The following is a 13,403-nucleotide window of genomic DNA, read 5'->3' on the forward strand; positions in this document are numbered from 1 at the left end:
GCATGTCGATCACTTACGCTGCGTAGGCACCGCCCGGGCCTCCTGGTCGGCGACCCCTCCGGCGCCCACGAGCCCCGTCCGCACACCCGCCAGCCGCGGTCCGAACCGGCGCATCTCGCGCTGCCCCACCACCCCGATCAAGGTCGGCAGGTAACCGCGCACGGACTGCATCCCGCGCAGCCACCGCTGCGCGTACACGTGCGCGGAGCGCCGTTCGATGCCGTCCACGAGCCGGTCGACGGCCGGGCCCAGCGGGTACGTGCGGTTCGCCGGCCACGGCAGCCGCTGCCGCAACTCCCGCATCACGTCGTCCTGGTCGGCGCCCCGCACCATGTCCGTGTCGGTCCAGGACAGGTAGCCGACCCCGACCCTCACCCCCCGGTACCCGACCTCGGCGCGCAGGCTGTGCGCGAACGCCTCCACGCCCGACTTGGACGCGCAGTACGCCGTCATCATCGGCGCGGGCGTCATCGCCGCGAGCGAGGCGATCTGGAGGAAGTAGCCCCGGCTCTCCATGAGTACCGGCAGGAACGCGCGCCCGGTGACCGCGCCGCCGATCAGGTTGACCTCGATCACCCGGCGCCACGCCTCCGGATCGGAGTCGACGAACAGGCCGCCCGTGGCGACCCCGGCGTTGGCGACGACGACGTCGACCTTCCCGAACCGCTCCTTGACCTCCTGGGCGACGCGTGCCATCGCCTCGTGGTCGGTGACGTCCGCGAACCAGTGGTCGCTCTCCGCGTGCAGCCGCTCGGAAACCCTCTTCAGCTCGTCCGGTTCCAGTCCGACCAGAGCCAGCTTCGCACCCCGCGCCGAGAGTTTGCGCGCCAGCAGTTCGCCCACGCCGCGCGCCGCGCCCGTGACGACGACGACCTGCCCTTCGAGACTCCGCCCGCCGCTCATGCCACGTCCTCCTTCTCCGCCATGCCGTCCGAACTCCCCTGCCCGGCCGCCCCGCTCGCACCATTCGCACTGCCCGCACCACTCACCCCGGCAGCCCCGGCCGGGAGGTACGCGGTGACGAGCTCCCGGATCTTCGCGGTGACCGCCTCCGGTGCCTCCACCGGCGTCATGTGCCCCATGCCCGCAAGCATCGTGAGCCCCAGGCAGTCGGGGAGCGCCGCCGCGAGGGCGCGGGCGTGCACGGGCGGCGTCAGCCGGTCCTCCGTACCCGCGATCACCGCCGTCGGCACCCGCAACTCCCGTACCCCGGCGTCGAGATCGAGGTCCGCGAGGACATGCCCCCAGGCGACCCTCGCCCGGGTGGGGCAGGCGTGCACGATCCGCGCGCAGGTGTCGACCCGGTCGGGCGCCGAGCCCGGACCCATCGTCCCGTACCTCAGCACCCGCCTTGACAACGCATTGACCGGCCCGAGGGGTGCGCGGGCGCCGAGGATCGCGTGCGTCATCCGGTCACGGACGGCCCCGGGCCGCAACGGCACCACCCGCGACTCGGCGATCAGCCGCGAACTCCCGGTGCTGCACAGCAGTACGGCGGCGGCGTGCGCGCGCAGACCGGCCCGTCGGGCGGCGGCCATCACCGTCATGCCGCCCATGGAGTGCCCGGCGATCACCGCCCGCTCATCCGCCCCCAGCGTGGCGGCCAGCACCGCTTCGAGGTCGTCGGCGAGTGCGTCCGTGCCGTAGCCCTCCGGCCCCACCGCGGGCGAACGGCCGTGCCCCCGCTGGTCGTAGGCGATGACCCGGTGGTCGGCAGCCAGGTCCCTGATCTGCGCGTCCCAGAAGCGGGTGCTGCACGTCCAGCCGTGTGCCAGGACCACCGCCGGGGCGCCGTCCGGACCGTGCACCTCGACATGGACGCGGGCGCCGTCGGCGGAGCCCACGGTCAGTTCACGGACGGGAACGGGGACGGGCGGGACGGTGCCGCGCCGCATCAACCGGCTCATCGGGCAGCCTCCCCGGTGACGGCGTCCGACACCGCGGAACCCGCCGCGACGACGGCCTTCCTCGCCGCCCGCACCACCTCGTACTCGGAGAGGTCCACCGACCGCGTCACCTTCCGGAACTCGGCGGTGGTGCCCGGCCAGACTGTGGTGTTGCGCCCGTTGTCGTCCAGGTACCAGCTGTTGCAGCCACCCGTGTTCCACACCGTGCGCTTCATCCGCTGCTGCACACGGCGGTTCCAGACGTCCACCGCCTCGGGACGCGCGTCGAGGGCGACCCGGCCGCCGAGCACGTTCAACTGACGCAGGTAATCGGCCATGTAGTTCAGCTGGGACTCGATCATCAGGATCATCGAGGAGTTCCCGAGACCCGTGTTGGGGCCGATGATCGTCATCCAGTTGGGGAAGCCGGCCGCGCTCGCGCCGCGCAGCGCCTGCATGCCGCCCTTCCAGGACTCGGTGAGCGTGATGCCCTCCGCGCCCACCACGCGCTCGGCGATCGGCATGTCGGTGACGTGGAAACCGGTGCCGAAGACGATCGCGTCGACCTCCGCCTCGGTGCCGTCCGCCCCGACGACCGTGGAGCCGCGCACCTCGGCGAGACCGGAGGCGACGACATCGACATTGGGACGGGCGAGAGCGGGGTAGTACGCGTTGGAGAGCAGAATCCGCTTGCAGCCGATGCGGTAGGAAGGGGTCAGTTTGGCCCGGAGTGCGGGATCTTTGATGGCGCGCGCCATGTTGGACTTGGCGATCCTCTCGACCATCCCCAGCTCGTTGGGATGCTTGGTGAAGGCGCTGACCTGCAACTCCCGGATACCCCACAGCAGTCCGCGACGTGCGGAGCCGGTGATCGGGAGGGTGCGGTGCAGCCAGCGCTCGGCGCCGCTGATCCTGCGGTCCACCCGCGGCATGACCCAGGGAGGGGTGCGCTGGAAGAGCGTCATCCTCCCGACCTTCGGCTGGATCGCGGGCACGATCTGGATGGCGGAGGCGCCGGTGCCGACCATCGCGACGCGCTTGCCGGTCAGGTCGTAGTCGTGGTCCCAGCGCGCCGAGTGGAAGATCTTGCCGGGGAAGCTGTCGATTCCGGGGATGTCCGGGGTCTTCGGGTCCGAGAGCGGGCCGGTCGCGGAGACGACGACATCGGCCTCGATCACGGCCCCGTTCGCGGTCTCTATCCGCCAGAACAGCTCCTCGCGGTCCCAACGCATCAGCGTCACTTCATGGTTGAACCGTATGTGCGGGCGCAGGCCGAAGGTGTCGGCGACGTGCTCCAGGTAGGCGCGGATGTGCTGCTGTCCGGAGAAGGTGCGCGGCCACTCGGGGTTGGGTGCGAACGAGAACGAGTAGAGGTGGGACGGTACGTCGCAGGCGCAGCCCGGGTAGCTGTTGTCGCGCCAGGTGCCGCCGACCGAACCGGCCCGTTCCAGGACGACGAAGTCCGTGATGCCTTCGCGGCGCAGCCGGACCGCGGCCCCGAGGCCCCCGAATCCGGATCCGATCACCGCCACTCGTACGTGCTCGTGCTGGGCCATGCCGCCTCCCGCGGTACGTCACACGACTCTGCCAGCAATCACTGGCATGATGGGGAGGGTAGAGCAGCTTCGTACCGATGGGTAGGGGTACGGCGAGGGAAAGTTACCGACGGTACAACGTAGGGTGCGCATGTGTTTGAAGGACGCGAACGTCGTGAGTACCGGATGGAGGAGCTGGCCAAGGAGGCCGGTATCCCGGTCCGGACCGTGCGTTTCTACCGGGAGCGCGGCCTGATCTCGCCGCCGCGCCGCGAGGGCCGCATCGCCTGGTACGACGACCATCACCTGGCCCGTCTGCGCACCATCGCGGGCCTGCTGGAACGCGGTCACACGCTCACCGGTATCGCCGATCTCGCCCGCACGTTCGAGAGCGGGCGCGATGTCGCCGAGGTGCTGGGGCTGGGCGAACCGACCGAGGAGACGCCGGTCCGCCTCACCCCGGAACAGCTCGCGGACTACTTCGAGGGCGAGGTCACCGCGGAGAACCTGGCAGCCGCCCTGGAACTGGGCTATCTGGCCACCGACGGCGACGAGATCGTCCACATCAGCCGCCGCCTGCTGGAGGTGTCGGCGGAACTGGTACGCGAAGGGGTGCCGCTGGCCACGGTGTTCGCGGCCGGTCGTCGCGTCCGCGAGCACGCGGAAGCACTGGCGGAACTCTTCGTGGGCGTCGTGGAGGCACACGCCGACGAGCCCGAACCGCCCCAACTCCGCCCCCTGGCCCGTGCCGTGGTCGATGCCGAACTCTCCATGGCCCTGGACCGCCGCCTGCGCGGCGAACCGACCGGCCGGCCGACCGGGGAACCCACCACGCCCTGACGGACACCCCGCCGAACCCACACCCACCGACCGGCCAACGAGCCAACGAGTCACCCGGCCGACGGGTCAACGGATCGACGGGCCGACGGGCTGACGGGCTGACGGGCTGACGGGCTGACGGGCTGACGGGCTGACGGGCTGACGGGCCAATCGACCGACCGGCCAACCGGCCCGCACGCCACCCGCCCCGGACGGAACACGCCCCTCCGCAGCCGAGGCGCCCCTCTCCCCAGCCGGGACGCATCCCTCCACAGCCGGAACGCCCCGCGTCCCTCTACAGGTCGTAGCTCACCGTCACCGGCGCGTGGTCGCTCCACCGCTCCGGATGCGTCGCCGCCCGCTCGACCCAGCCCTTCACCGCACGGGCGGCCAGCCCCGGCGTCGCCACCTGGTAGTCGATCCGCCAGCCGGTGTCGTTGTCGAAGGCACGCCCCCGGTAGGACCACCACGAGTACGGGCCCTCCTGGTCCGGGTGCAGCGCCCGTACGACGTCGACGTATTCGGCCTCGTCGAACACCCGGGTCAGCCACTCCCGCTCCTCCGGCAGGAAGCCGGAGTTCTTCTTGTTGGCCCGCCAGTTCTTCAGGTCGGCCTCCCGGTGGGCGATGTTCCAGTCACCGCAGACCACGACCTCGCGGCCGTCGGCGGCGGCCCGCGCCCGGAGCCCCTTCAGATACGGGAGGAAGGCGGCCATGAACCGCTCCTTCTCCTGCTGCTTCTCCGTGCCGACCTCACCCGAGGGCAGATACAGGCTGGCGACCGTGACACCCGGCAGATCCACCTCGACATAGCGCCCGCTGGTGTCGAACTCCTCGCTCCCGGCATCACCGAAGCCGCCGAACCCGATCTGCACACGCTCAGGCGCACGCCGGGTGTAGAGAGAAACCCCGGCGCGCCCCTTGGCGGCGGCCGGCGCGTGCACGGTGTGCCAGCCCTCGGGGTCACGCACCTCGTCGGGCAACTGCTCCGGCTCGGCCCGAACCTCCTGGAGGCAGATCGCGTCGGCTTCGGTTCCGGCCAGCCACTCGACGAATCCCTTCTTGGCGGCGGCGCGGAGCCCGTTTACATTGGCGGTGGTCACAGTGAGCATTACGGCACGATACCGACACCCAGGTGCCGCATACATGTACCATCATTCGCATGAATATCCAGCCTCGGCCCTTCGATCACGCCGATGCCGTCAAGCTCAACGACCTGGTGCAGCAGGAGTACGGCGAACGGTACGGCGACGGTGAGGGCGATCTCACACACCTCGACCCGTCGATGTTCGAGCCGCCGCACGGTCTGTATCTGCTCGCCTACGACCCGCAGGGGCACCCCGTCGCCACCGGTGGCTGGCGGTCCCAGGAGCGGAACGACGAGGGGTACGCCGACGGGGACGCCGAGCTCAAGCGGATGTTCGTGATCCCCGAGGGGCGCGGACAGGGCCTGGCCCGCCGCATACTGGCCGCCCTGGAGACCGACGCGCGCGCGGCGGGCCGGACCCGCATGGTGCTGGAGACCGGGGACCAGCAGCCCGAGGCCGTGGCGCTGTACGCGTCCAGCGGCTACACCGTGTGCGAGAAGTTCGGCTACTACCGCAACCACGACAGCAGCATCTGCATGGCCAAGCCGCTGTCCTGAGCTCGCCCCTCCCGGACGACGGGCCCAGCTCTCGGACCCGAGGCCCGAGGCCCCGGGTACCGGGCCCGGCTCTCAGGAACCCGGGACGCCAGGATTCCGGTGCCCAGGATGCCCCGGATCACCCAGGATTCCCCGGAGCGCTCAGCGAACTCTGGCGACGCCCACGTAGAAGCCGCTGCGCTCGCGCACCGGGGCCGGTTCCTCCTGGTACCACTCGGTGGCGAACACCAATCCGGGATCCACGAGGTCCAGCCCCTCGAAGAAGGGCTCGACCTCGCTCCGGGTGCGCATCCGCAGCGGAATCGCACCCTTCTTGTACGCGGTCTCGGTCTCCTGCTTCAGCTCGGGATGCTGGTCCGCCGTGCCGTGCGAGAGCACCAGGAAACTGCCCGACGGCAGCGCGTCGACCAGGGCGCGGGTGATCCCGTACGGGTCCTGGTCGTCGGGCAGGAAATGCAGCAGCGCGATCAACGACAGCGCCACCGGCCGATCGAAGTCGAGCAGCTCACGGGCACGTTCCAGGATCGTCCCCGGTTCCCGCACGTCCGCGTGGATGTAGTCGGTGACGCCTTCCGGGCTGCTGATCAGCAGCGCCTCCGCGTGCCGCAGGACGATCGGATCGTTGTCCGCGTAGACGATCCGGGCGCTCGGCACGATGGCCTGCACGACCTGGTGCAGATTGGGCTCGGTGGGAATGCCGGTGCCGATGTCCAGGAACTGCTCGACGCCGTTCTTCGCCAGCCAGGCGGAGGCCCGATGCATGAACGCCCGGTTCCGCGCCGCGTTGCCCCGCGCCGCCTCGGGCAGTGTCTCCCCGACCTGCTGGTCGACGGGATAGTTGTCCTTCCCGCCGAGGAGCCAGTCGTAGACACGCGCCGGGTGGGGCTTGCTGGTGTCGATGCGGGGGCTGGGTATACCGGCAGTCACAGGACGCTCCTCCGTACGGGAAATCACGAGCAGCTGAGCACTCGGCTGGGCGCGGGAAAACCGTCCCCGGCAGAACCCACGGAATCAAGCCAGCGCTGTCAGCGTAACCGCCCCGACGACCGACGGACGCGTCGAGCCGATCCCGCGACGGCCCGCCGGACCGTGAGCCTGTCATTGGAAGGCATTTGCGAACCGGAAGGACAGCCTTCAGCCTCACATCAGTCGATGGCCTTGAGATATACGCGGCTGCGTTTGCCGTCGAGCGCGGCCACTGCGACGTGAAGGGCGTTCAGGTTGTCCTCGCACGGCGCGCACACCTGCGCCTTGCGGACTCCGGCCAACGAATCCGGTTCCGGGAGACCAAGGTGCGCGAAGGGTGTCACAGGAACGGCCTCACCGGCGAATGGCACTTCTTGGGTCACCACCGGTTCCTCCGGGTCCAGCTCTTTCAGAAATTCATCGACCTTACCGGAGGGCAGCACGAAGGCCAGGAGAAGACCGTCGTCCTGAAACCCCTTCTGGTATGCGGCTTTGACCTCGACAGCATCCTGCGGAATCCGTACGCCCAGCCGTTTCGCGATCGTCTGCGAATCCATCCCGCCCACCCAGTACGGAACCCGCCGCTCCACCGAGCGACCGGTCGCGGGTTTCTCCTCATCCCGGGGACCGGCACACCCAGTGGTCAGTCCGACGGCGGATGCCATCAGGAACGTGCCCACGATCAGAGCCCGCCTTCGCCCCTGCCCCCACAACAAATTCACCGTGCGTCACCATTTCGACCGATATCCGTCCGAGTACCGTCCCGGCCAGGATCCGCCGGGGCAGGCCACACATTGCCCGAGCTCAGATCGTGATGCTGGACTGAACTGCTGCCGCGCATATTGAATTCCTGTGCCAACCCGGTTGTATGAAGCCGGGCCATGTCTGCATCGGTCACCGTGGTGGGACCAATGGAGGTGGCCTTCCCAGGATCCCAGTTGTAGCGATCCCACACATTCACCTGGTATTCAATATCGACCTGAGGCTTTCCATCCGCTCCGGGTACGGCCGTCACCACCCCGGTCGTGTTCGTCATGGCACTGCCGACAGCCAAAAACCAATTACGGTCGCCGCCATCGACATGCGTGTATCCCTTGCCCGTGGTTTCGATGGGGATGGCTACCGGCCTGCCACCCGACTTCTCGAATGCTTCGACGGCCTGGCGGCGCCATTCATCCTGCTGATCGTTCCGTACGCTCTCTGCGAGCTCCCGAAGGTTTCGATCATCAGTCAGCATCCGATCGACGTCGAGATCGATATCGCTACCGATGCCCCGCAGGTAGTGGTCCATATGCCGTGCGGCATCCGGCTTTCCGGCAAAATCACCTGCGTTCGAGATACCGTTCGCCTGCACCTCGATCCAGTAGTCCCTGACACCCGGGGACTCGACATTGTAAGGACCCGCGCCCTCGTCTGCCGAGACCTGCTTCACCTGCGGAGTCAGCAGCCCCGCCGCCAGCAGGTCGTCCCTGTGCCGCGTCCACACCTGCGCCCGTGCCTCGGGGCTCAGCGACTGCCACAGCCGCCGAAGTTCCTTCCGCTGTTTCTCGTCGGCGTTCTCCCCCAGACCGGCCAGTTTCATCGCCCGGGGCAGCATGTCCTCATCGAGCGAGGTGTACGTCGCATGGCCGGCGTTGTACGGGTCCCCGCCGTGGCTCGCGCGCAACGCGCGCACAGCGGCTGCGTCCACCTCGGTCGCGTGGCTGACCAGTCCGGCCAGTGTCTCCGCGTACCAGTGCATGAGATCCGATGTCCTCTGATCGGGGCCATCGACCGTGCACATGGCCTCTTCGACCCTGGCAGCGCCGTCCTTTCCGCCGGTGACGACAAAACCAGCCTGACGGGCCTCCGCAGCCAGTTTCCTGGCTTTCGCCTGGATGGCCTTCAACTCCTCGTGCGCGTCCTCAAGGACGGCGAAGATGCTCTTCGCCTCCTTGTGCAAGTCCTCGAACTCCTTCACCGTCTTGTCGACGAACCCACGGCTCACCGCGGCGTTGACGCCCTCCCAGCGGGCCTTGTCGGCCTTCGCCTTCAACCCCTCGCGGGCCTCACCACCGAGCCGCTGAACGTGCCCGACCATGCGCTTCCAGTCGGCGACCGCGGCCCCCAGCTTGCTCAGATCGCTTTCGATGAGTTCGGTGTAGTTCATGGCCGAATCCCCTACGTGAAGTACTCGGCAAGCCGTGAGACCGGCACGGCCGAGCCGTCCCGGTTCCGGAGCGATGCCGCGATCGCGGCATCGTCCTCGGCGTGCGCCTTCTTCGAATAGTCCAGATGATTCGAGATGTGGGCGCATGCCTGGAGAACCGCGTCGACCTGTGAGGTCCATACGGACACCGTCGTCTCCAGCTCGCCCCCGAGCGCGAATCCGCTCGCCTTCAATTCCGCGGCGGCCCTCATGGTCGAACCGGAGCCCTTCCGGTCCATTCCGGCCCCGGCGATATCGGCCTGCTTCTGCAACCGGCCGTGCAGGACGAATGCCTCGTGCCCCACACCGCCGAGATCATCCTGATGCACGACGAGGTCGTCCTGCCCGCCCCCGGGGCTGCCCGGCAACTGGTTGAGGCTCGTCGAGACCTGTCGATCGGCGGCTGCCGCCGCCTTCGCGTTCTCCCACTCGGCCCATGCCATGACGTCATTCCACCATGCGCGAACCACGACTTGACGTGCCGACAGAGGAGCGGAGTCGGCTTCCGGCCGACACCGCGGAACAACGCGTGCGGGACTGAAGGAACAGAGGACCGGAGGACCGGAGGACCGGAGGACCAAAGGACCGGAGGACCGCCCGGGGTCTCGGCATCACGAGCCGGGATCACAAACGCCCGCCAAGAGCCCCGTCCCCGCCCCGGCCGATCGGACAGAGGCGACCCGGCAGAGGCGATCAGACCCAGTCGCTCAGGACCGGGTCGATCGGACACGGGCGATCGGACGGAGACCGGATCTCCTGAGCGAACAAGCCCCGGAAACGCCAAGATCCCGCCCGATCAAGCAGACCGGACGGGATCTTGCGAACTCCTCCTGAGCTACCCCAAGAAGAGTTGTTGTTGTGGACCTGTGGGGATTTGAACCCCAGACCCCCTCGATGCGAACGAGGTGCGCTACCAGACTGCGCCACAGGCCCTTGCAACGAGTGAAACTCTAGCATCCCTACCGGGGTGCCCGGAAATCCGTTCCGCGCTGGTCAGCCGAGCCGGCGTCGCAGCGGGGAACGGCGGACTCACTCGTTGGCGGCACGGGGACGGTCGCCGTCCTCGTACTGGTCGAAGAGCGGGGTCCGGCCCCGGTCGCGGGTGCGGCGGGACGCGCCGCTGCGCCGGCGCGGCTCCGGGTCGGCGGCGGGTGTCGTGGGGTGCGAGGTCCCCGTCCGGGTGGGGTCGGCGGTGCTGGAACGGGCCGCGCTCCAGGTCTCCGGGTTGCCCACCTCGACGCCGCCCGTGGCGCGCGGGGCGACCGGGGCGGTGACGTACGTGGGCAGCGGGACGGGGACCGGCTCCCAACTGTCGCCCTGCGCCGGGCCGCGCTGGCGCTGCTGGTCGACCCATTCCGCGTGGTCCGTCTGCTCGACAAGGGCGCGGCGCCCCGCCTCCTGCGGGGAGATCGCGGGGGCGGGCTCCGGCTCGGGGCGGCGCGCTTCGGGTTCGTCCTCGGGCTCGGCGGGAGCCGCTTCGGCCGGCTGCTGCCTGCGGGTACGGCTCTCGCGCAGTTGCCGGGCCGCGTCCTCGGCCCGGCGCCGGTCCATGGTGAAGGCGAACCGGCGCCGCTCCTGGGCACGCAGATGCACGATGTACGTGCTCAGCAGCACCGCGGGGACTCCGGGCGCCCAGAGGAACGCGAGGCCGCCGACCGCGGCGACGATCGCGCCGAGGGTGAAGGCGAGGAAGAGGACGACGGTGGTGCGCCGACGACGGGCGAGCACCTGGAGGCGCTGGGCGCGCCGGACCCGCTCGGCGTCCGTGCGCCCGGCGTTCGGGCGCGCGCGCCGGACGGGTCCGGAACGCTGCCGGTCCGTGCGCTCCGCCGGGCGCACCGGGTCATGCGCGCCGGACCCGGCATGCGCCCCGGTATGCGCCTCGGGCGCGGCGAAGGCCCGGACGTCCACGGATTCCATTCGGTCCGTGGCGACGTCCGGGTCGATGGCGGAGTCGGGTCCGGCCTCCTCGGCGGTGCGCCCGCGCAGGTCCTTGGCGTACCGGCGCTCCATGGCCCCGCGTCCGGACAGCAACCGGATGGCGGTGCTGAAGCGTTCCGTCGGACGGGCTTCGTTCAGCTCGTCCTGCCTGCGGAGCCACATCGGTACCAAGTAGGCGGCCCATGCCCCGACGATGACTGCGTAGATCAGGCCGCTGCTGCTCACATCCCACACCGTAGAGGGGTTTGCGCGGGCGCATCCGCCAATTGGCTCGGTGTGTCGCACGATCCGGCTGATATCAAAGGCTTTTTTTGTGATTGTTCGAGTCGACTGTGGGCATTTGTGCGTTCGTTTACGCGCCCATGGCGATCACTTTTCGAACATCTATTCTATTTTATTCTTCGGCCGTGTCGATCCGAAGTCCCATCGGAAGTCTCCCCGGAGGTCCCATCGGGGGTTCCGGGTGCTTCCGGCGCCCTCGTCGGCCTCGGTGAATCCGTCGATTTCGGTGACTTCGGTGGCTCAAATGTTTCGGGTCGCCGCGGTGTTTCGGGGCGCCCCGGTGCCGGCGGTCCGGGCGCTTCGGGTGCCTGCGCCGCCTCGGTCGTCTCGGCGGCCTCCGGCATCCCGGCGGTGCGCGGCGTCGCGGCTCTCGTGCGCTGCCAGCGGTGCAGCAGCCCGTCGGGGACCTCCTCCGCGGTGAGCGCGTAGATCAGGTGGTCCCGCCAGGCACCGTCGATGTGGAGATAGCGCGGGCGCAGTCCCTCCTCGCGGAAGCCCAGCTTCTCGACGACCCGTCTGCTGGGCCGGTTCTCCGGGCGGATGCACACCTCGATGCGGTGCAGTCCGACACCGCGGAAGCAGTGGTCGACGGCGAGGGCGACCGCGGTCGGCATCACGCCGCGGCCGGCCACGTCCCGGTCGACCCAGTAGCCGACGTGCCCCGAGCACATCGAGCCCCAGGTGATCCCGGCGACGGTGAGCTGGCCGACCAGACGTCCCCGGTACTCGATGGCGAACGGCAGCATGCGGCCCGCGTTCGCCTCGGCGCGCAGGTGGCGGACCATCTGACGGTATGTGGGGCGCTGGGCCGTCGGGGCGCCCGGGGCGGGCGGCGGCACGGTCGCCTCCCAGGGGCGCAGCCAGTCGCGGTTGCGCTGGTTGACCTCGCGCCACATGCGCTGGTCGCGCATCCTCACCGGGCGGAGGGTGATCTCGCCGTCGGTGAGGACCACCGGCCAGGTCGAGACGTTCAGTTCGGGCTCCCGGGTCGGGGGTGGTCGGCGCCGCGCATCTGGTCGACGGCGTGCAGCAGCAGGTGTTCGAGGACGGCGAGGCCGTCGCGCACCCCGCCGGTCGAGCCGGGCAGGTTCACGATGAGCGTGCCGCCCGCGATTCCGGCGAGGCCGCGGGAGAGCGCGGCGGTGGGGACCTTGTCGCGGCCCTCGGCCCGGATCGCCTCGGCGATGCCGGGGATCTCGCGGTCGAGGAGCCGGCGGGTGGCGTCGGGGGTGCGGTCGGTGGGCGAGATTCCCGTGCCGCCGGTGGTGACGATCACGTCGTACCCGGCGGCGATCCCGTCGCGCAGGGCCTGTTCGACCGGGTCGCCGTCGGGCACAACGCGCGGGCCGTCGACGGAGAAGCCGAGAGCGGCGAGCCCCTCGGCGACGAGCGGGCCGCCCCTGTCGGCGTAGACACCGGCCGCGGCGCGGTTGGAGGCGGTGACGACGAGCGCCGCGTACGGGGCGGTCAAGGCTCCGCCGAGCGAAGTGCCGGGCGCCCCGCCGAACGTCCCGCCGGGCTGGGTGCCGGGCGTCCCGGGCGCCGCGTCGGTGCCGTCGGGTGTCCCGTCCGGTCCGTCGGAGGGGCCGGTCGTTCCCGGGGACGTCGTCATGCCCGGACCTCGTCCGCGTCGGCACGCCGGTAGTCGCCGGACTTGCCGCCCGACTTCTCCTCGACCCGGACGTCCGTGACGACCGCCGCCTTGTCGACCGCCTTGATCATGTCGATGACCGTGAGCGCGGCGACGGAGACGGCGGTCAGGGCCTCCATCTCGACGCCGGTGCGGTCGGTGGTCCGCACGGTGGCGGTGATCTCCACCGCGTCGTCGGCGACGCCGAGGTCGACCTCGACGCCGGAGACGGCCAGCGGGTGACAGAGCGGGATCAGGTCGGGGGTGCGCTTGGCACCCATGATCCCGGCGATGCGGGCGGTCGCGAGGGCGTCGCCCTTGGGGACGCCCTCGCCGCGGAGCAGTTCGACGACGCGCGGCGAGACGAGGACCCTGCCGCTGGCCCGGGCCACCCGCTCGGTGACGTCCTTCCCGGAGACGTCGACCATGCGGGCCGCGCCCGTCTCGTCGATGTGCGTCAACCTGTTCTGCGTACTCAACTCACTCCGCCTCGCGGGTAGGGCGCCGGTTGC

General features: G+C 69.9%; 13 protein-coding genes, 1 tRNA gene and 1 pseudogene. 2 read left to right on the forward strand and 13 right to left on the reverse strand.

Annotation, left to right across the window (positions count from 1 at the left end):
- Nucleotides 1-9: 9 nt before the first annotated feature.
- Genes ACF1CT_RS30790 through ACF1CT_RS30800 form a run of 3 tightly spaced genes read right to left on the reverse strand, consistent with a single transcriptional unit; the run spans nt 10 to nt 3,442 of the window.
- Nucleotides 10-903 carry an SDR family oxidoreductase gene (locus tag ACF1CT_RS30790; protein WP_391787272.1) on the reverse strand — a complete coding sequence of 298 codons (894 nt, stop codon included), beginning with the start codon at nt 901-903 and terminating at the stop codon, nt 10-12.
- Nucleotides 900-1,907 (reverse strand): alpha/beta fold hydrolase, encoded by a 1,008-nt coding sequence (locus ACF1CT_RS30795; protein WP_391787273.1) that lies wholly within the window; start codon nt 1,905-1,907, stop codon nt 900-902. The genes ACF1CT_RS30790 and ACF1CT_RS30795 overlap by 4 nt, the downstream gene beginning before the upstream one ends.
- Nucleotides 1,904-3,442, reverse strand: a complete 1,539-nt coding sequence (locus ACF1CT_RS30800) for a flavin-containing monooxygenase (protein WP_391787274.1) — start codon at nt 3,440-3,442, stop codon at nt 1,904-1,906. The genes ACF1CT_RS30795 and ACF1CT_RS30800 overlap by 4 nt, the downstream gene beginning before the upstream one ends.
- A gap of 165 nt (nt 3,443-3,607) precedes the next feature.
- On the opposite strand from ACF1CT_RS30800, the gene ACF1CT_RS30805 reads away from it, so the two are divergent.
- Nucleotides 3,608-4,261 (forward strand): MerR family transcriptional regulator, encoded by a 654-nt coding sequence (locus ACF1CT_RS30805; RefSeq protein ID WP_391787366.1) that lies wholly within the window; start codon nt 3,608-3,610, stop codon nt 4,259-4,261.
- A gap of 274 nt (nt 4,262-4,535) precedes the next feature.
- On the opposite strand, the gene ACF1CT_RS30810 is transcribed toward ACF1CT_RS30805, so the two are convergent.
- Nucleotides 4,536-5,351 (reverse strand): exodeoxyribonuclease III, encoded by an 816-nt coding sequence (locus tag ACF1CT_RS30810; protein WP_391787275.1) that lies wholly within the window; start codon nt 5,349-5,351, stop codon nt 4,536-4,538.
- Nucleotides 5,352-5,401: 50 nt separating this feature from the next.
- Here ACF1CT_RS30810 and ACF1CT_RS30815 point away from each other — a divergent pair, with 50 nt between their 5' ends.
- Nucleotides 5,402-5,884 (forward strand): GNAT family N-acetyltransferase, encoded by a 483-nt coding sequence (locus tag ACF1CT_RS30815; RefSeq protein WP_391787276.1) that lies wholly within the window; start codon nt 5,402-5,404, stop codon nt 5,882-5,884.
- Between the two features lie 141 nt (nt 5,885-6,025).
- On the opposite strand, the gene ACF1CT_RS30820 is transcribed toward ACF1CT_RS30815, so the two are convergent.
- The 9 genes and pseudogenes from ACF1CT_RS30820 to moaC all read right to left on the reverse strand — a co-directional run bounded on the left by ACF1CT_RS30820 (nt 6,026) and on the right by moaC (nt 13,370).
- The gene (locus ACF1CT_RS30820) at nt 6,026-6,811 is read right to left on the reverse strand and encodes an SAM-dependent methyltransferase (protein WP_391787277.1); all 786 of its coding nucleotides are present in this window, start codon (nt 6,809-6,811) and stop codon (nt 6,026-6,028) included.
- Nucleotides 6,812-7,029: 218 nt separating this feature from the next.
- Entirely contained in the window at nt 7,030-7,530 is a 501-nt protein-coding gene (locus ACF1CT_RS30825) for a hypothetical protein (protein WP_391787278.1), read from the reverse strand.
- Between the two features lie 38 nt (nt 7,531-7,568).
- Nucleotides 7,569-8,999, reverse strand: coding sequence for a hypothetical protein (locus ACF1CT_RS30830; RefSeq protein WP_391787279.1), 1,431 nt, complete (start codon nt 8,997-8,999; stop codon nt 7,569-7,571).
- 11 nt (nt 9,000-9,010) lie between these two features.
- A complete protein-coding gene (locus ACF1CT_RS30835) occupies nt 9,011-9,481 on the reverse strand; it encodes a hypothetical protein (protein WP_391787280.1) in 471 nt (156 codons plus the stop codon).
- A 416-nt stretch (nt 9,482-9,897) separates the two neighbouring features.
- A tRNA-Ala gene (locus tag ACF1CT_RS30840) sits at nt 9,898-9,971 on the reverse strand.
- 96 nt (nt 9,972-10,067) lie between these two features.
- A complete protein-coding gene (gene glpR, locus ACF1CT_RS30845) occupies nt 10,068-11,204 on the reverse strand; it encodes a gephyrin-like molybdotransferase receptor GlpR (RefSeq protein ID WP_391787281.1) in 1,137 nt (378 codons plus the stop codon).
- Nucleotides 11,205-11,599: 395 nt separating this feature from the next.
- Nucleotides 11,600-12,214 (reverse strand): annotated as a pseudogene (locus ACF1CT_RS30850) (GNAT family N-acetyltransferase); the annotation flags it as partial.
- Nucleotides 12,215-12,231: 17 nt separating this feature from the next.
- The gene (locus ACF1CT_RS30855) at nt 12,232-12,873 is read right to left on the reverse strand and encodes a molybdenum cofactor biosynthesis protein B (protein WP_391787282.1); all 642 of its coding nucleotides are present in this window, start codon (nt 12,871-12,873) and stop codon (nt 12,232-12,234) included.
- Entirely contained in the window at nt 12,870-13,370 is a 501-nt protein-coding gene (gene moaC / locus ACF1CT_RS30860) for a cyclic pyranopterin monophosphate synthase MoaC (RefSeq protein ID WP_391787283.1), read from the reverse strand. The genes ACF1CT_RS30855 and moaC overlap by 4 nt, the downstream gene beginning before the upstream one ends.
- Nucleotides 13,371-13,403: the final 33 nt, after the last annotated feature.

Origin of the sequence: Streptomyces sp. NPDC014734 (genome assembly GCF_043083325.1) — a bacterium.
GTDB lineage: Bacteria > Actinomycetota > Actinomycetes > Streptomycetales > Streptomycetaceae > Streptomyces.